The organism is Tardiphaga sp. (assembly GCF_025356345.1).
Taxonomy (GTDB): Bacteria; Pseudomonadota; Alphaproteobacteria; order Rhizobiales; family Xanthobacteraceae; genus Tardiphaga.
In genome coordinates, this window is the sequence record NZ_JANXTC010000325.1 from 1 (window position 1) to 3,694 (window position 3,694).

Here is a 3,694-nt window from a genome sequence, read left to right on the forward strand (position 1 = left end):
AATCCAGTCCTGGTCGAGCTGATGGCTTCTGGATTGCCGCGTCGCTTCGCTCCTCGCAATGACGGCTGTGGGTTTGTTCAATTCAACTTATACAGCGCCCGCCGCAGCGCGCGCAGGATGGGTTGAGCGCTTCCGAAACCCATCGCCGCACCGCTCCGAAAGATCGACAGATTTCGCCGAAAGCGCCCAACGGGCGCTTTCGCTCCACCCATCTTGCGACTTCTGCCTGCGCCGGTCGCGGGCCTGTTATTTCCAGATTTTTATGAGGCTTAACGAGCCTGCCAGGACCATCGCGAAAAGCAGGGCGATCAATTCGACCACGAGGGCCCGCGAAACAAATTTGAAGAGAAATAGTTTCGAATGATCCTTCTCCAGTTCGTAGTCGATCTCCTCACCATGGATTCTTCCAAGCGCGGACATGGTAGTAATGCCGATGATTACAGCCAATGCCAAGAAGACCGTGCCTGCTGTGCGGATCGCCGCATATCCGGAGAGTTCGAACTTGTCGAAATACAAGAAGGCCGCCGCTCCCAATCCCATAATGTATTTATTGAATTCGCCGAAGCTTTTCAGATTGACGTGCGATGGTTGTGGCTTTTTCATGGGCACCCCCCGATGAATATCTTGCACCAAATATCTCTGACCCTTGAAGGCGAGATAAGCCGTTGCGCGGCCCTGTCTTTCATCCCTGTGACAATGTCCCTGGAGTCATCCTCGCCCAGAATTTGTAGCCCATTCTCGATACCTCTCCCTCTCGGCTTGATGCAATCAATAAGGGTCTCATAAAGCGCGTGACGATCCGCCTCAGATATATTGTCGAGCCCGGAGAAATCGACCTCGGCAATAAGCTGGGAAAGGGAATTTCGACTTATTGCAAATGAGTGCTTCAAGAGAACATTTTCGAATTCAGCGATATAAAGGCCGTGCGGCATATCCCGTCCTCCTTGATTACGCCTTACGCGGAATGGTCAAGCGCGGCTAAATTAATGGCGAAATCGACGTTCCTCAACTAAAAACCCGGCCAATGTTGCGCAAGCGCGTGAACTGACGAAGCTGATCGCTCGCCGCGGAAAGCCGGATGTGATCGTCTCGGACCACGGCGTCCGCTTCGCGCCGCGGCGGGTGGCGTAGCGCCTTGCGTAGTTCTGGCACGTCATGGCGAGGAGCCCTTGCGACGAAGCAATCCAGGTTTGTCTTCGTTTGTGGATTTCTGGATTGCTTCGCTGCGCTCGCCATGACGAATTGAGCGGCCTGACAAGATTGGCATGGGCAGCTTCGCTCAATCGCAGGCACAGCAAGCCATAGCAGACCGTCGCCCGGATGAGCGCAGCGACATCCGGGAGAGCTACGCAGCGAGACCTTCTGCTACGCGATGCAATGATCAAGGCCGGAATGGCCCCCCACGGCCGCAAGCCCCCGGATCTCGCCGCGATCATGCCGGCATGGCCTTCAACGATCCGAGCGGCTGCGCGGCTGGATGGGCGTCGATGCCGCGACGTTCTACAATTCCGGCTGCATCGCCATCCTGCCGATGGGGTTCTGCTATCCCGGGCACCGGCAGCTCCGGCGACCTGCCGCCGCGCCGGGAATCCGCGCCGGCATGGCGCGCCCCGCCGCTGAAACTGCTGCCGGCGATCGAGCTGACGCTGGTGATCGGGCAATATGCGCTCGACTGGCATCCGCGGACCACCCGGAAGGCCTCGCTGACGCAGACCGTGCAGGACTGGCAGCAACACTGGCCAAGCGTGCTGCCGCTGCCGCATCCCAGCTTGCGCAACAACATCTGGCTGAAGAAGAATCCGTGGTTCGCGGCGGAGATCGTGCCGATGCCGCGGGGCCGGATCGCGGCACTGTTGAAGGGCTAGAACGGCCGCGGTCTCCCCTCCCCCGCGCGCCCTTACGGGCTGAACGCCAGCCGGGCCTTCAGCCGGGGCGCGACGAAATCCATGAAGGCGCGCAGCTTGTGCGGCATCAGCCGGGCGTCGGGCGACACCAGGCTGACCGGCAGCGGCGCCGGCTCGAATTTGCGCAGCAGCAGTTGTAGCCGGCCGTCCAGCACCGCGCTGGAGACCTGGTAGCACAGCAGTCGCGTGATGCCGGTGCCGGCACAGCTGGCGTCGGCGGCGGCCTCAGCGGTGTTGACCGCCAGCCGCGAGCGGACCGCCAGCCGCTCGACCTTACGGCCGCCGCGGAACGTCCACTCCTTGGCGCCTTCCAGCCCGGTGAAGGTCACGCATTGATGCGCGCCGAGATCGGACGGCCTCAACGGCGTGCCGTGCCGCGCCAGATAGGCCGGGCTGGCGCAGACGACATGGCGGATGCCGCCGACCCGCAGCGCCTTCAGGCTGCTGTCCGGCAATTGTCCGACGCGGATGGCGACATCGACGCCGTCGGCGACGAGGTTGGCGACCTTGTCGGACAGCAGCAGCTCAATGTCGATGTCCGGATAGGCCGCGAGGAATTCGGCGACGATCGGCGCCAGATGCAACCGGCCGAGCGCCAGCGGCGCGCTGACCGTGAGGCCGCCGCGCGGCGCCTGATATTCGCCGGACGCCAGCCGCTCGGATTCGCCAAGCTCGTCCAGCAGCCGGCGGCAGCGCTGGAAATACACCTGGCCGGTGTCGGTCAACGTCACCTTGCGGGTGGTGCGGGTCAGCAGCCGGACCTTCAGATGATCCTCGAGGTCGGCGACCCTGCGGCTCACCGAGGTCAGCGGCGCGCCGAGCCGCCGCGCCGCCGCGGAGAAGCCGCCAGCCTCGACCACGGCGACAAAGGCCGCCATCGCTTCGAGCCGATCCATCGGCATTCTCCCGGAAAGCGGAATAGTCCTTCCCAATCATACCGGATATCGCAAGCCGCCGAAAGCGCCGAGGTTGCGGACATCGGCAGCGACCGATCATTGCCACAGACCCGAAGGATTTCGCCATGTCCCGCATCCCGACCTTTGCCACCATCGACGCCGCCCCCGAAGCCGCACGGCCGCTGCTCGAAGCGGTCAAGCAGCAGATGGGCTCGGTGCCCAATTTATTCCGCGTCGTCGCCAACAGCCCGGCCGCGCTGGAAGGCTATCTCGGCCTCAACGGCGCGCTGGCCAAGGGCCGGCTCGACGCCAGGACCCGCGAGCGCATCGCCGTCGCGGTCGCCGAGATCAATGGCTGCGGCTACTGCCTGTCGGCGCATACTTACATCGGCAAGAACATCGCCAAGCTCGACGATGCCGAGCTGACCGCCAACCGCTCCGGCGCCTCCAACGACCCCAAGGCCGATGCCGCGGTGCGCTTCGCCGCCCAAGTGGTCGTCGCGCGCGGCCATGTCAGCGACGCCGAACTCGCAGCCGTCAAGGTTGCCGGCTATGACGACGCGCAGATCGTGGAGATCGTGCTCCACGTCGCGCTCAACACCCTGACCAATTACGTCAACGAGGTCGCCGGCACCGCGATCGATTTTCCGGTGGTCGCATTGCGTAGCGCGGCCTGATCGCCGGCCAGGCGCCGGGGCGACGGGCGCACGAGACCGGCATGGCCTTCAACGATCCGAGCGGCGCGCGGCTGCGCGGCTGGATGGGCGTCGAGATCGGACGGCCTCGACGGCGTGCCGTGCCGCGCCAGACAGGCCAGGCTGGCGCAGACGACATGGCGGATGGCGACATCGACGCCGTCCGCGACGAGGTTGGCGACCTTGTCGGACAGCAAGC

Annotated in this window: 4 protein-coding genes and 1 pseudogene; 3 read left to right on the plus strand and 2 right to left on the minus strand. The window is 63.8% G+C overall.

Translation table 11 applies throughout. The annotated features are described in order from the left end of the window. Positions 1–246: 246 nt before the first annotated feature. Positions 247–603: a hypothetical protein gene (locus Q0S16_RS19895; protein ID WP_295851973.1), complete on the minus strand. Its 357-nt coding sequence runs from the start codon at positions 601–603 to the stop codon at positions 247–249. 884 nt (positions 604–1,487) lie between these two features. Here Q0S16_RS19895 and Q0S16_RS19900 point away from each other — a divergent pair. After that, a complete protein-coding gene (locus Q0S16_RS19900) occupies positions 1,488–1,865 on the plus strand; it encodes a uracil-DNA glycosylase family protein (protein WP_295851978.1) in 378 nt (125 codons plus the stop codon). 32 nt (positions 1,866–1,897) lie between these two features. Here Q0S16_RS19900 and Q0S16_RS19905 read toward each other — a convergent pair whose 3' ends face one another. Further along, complete coding sequence (locus Q0S16_RS19905; protein ID WP_295851982.1) at positions 1,898–2,800, minus strand: LysR family transcriptional regulator; 903 nt, start codon at positions 2,798–2,800, stop codon at positions 1,898–1,900. Positions 2,801–2,925: 125 nt separating this feature from the next. Here Q0S16_RS19905 and Q0S16_RS19910 point away from each other — a divergent pair, with 125 nt between their 5' ends. Both Q0S16_RS19910 and Q0S16_RS19915 read left to right on the plus strand, forming a co-directional pair. Continuing rightward, positions 2,926–3,477, plus strand: a complete 552-nt coding sequence (locus Q0S16_RS19910; protein ID WP_295851984.1) for a carboxymuconolactone decarboxylase family protein — start codon at positions 2,926–2,928, stop codon at positions 3,475–3,477. Then, a pseudogene (locus Q0S16_RS19915) lies at positions 3,474–3,572 on the plus strand (uracil-DNA glycosylase family protein); the annotation flags it as partial. The gene Q0S16_RS19910 and the pseudogene Q0S16_RS19915, both read left to right, overlap by 4 nt. Positions 3,573–3,694 lie beyond the last annotated feature (122 nt).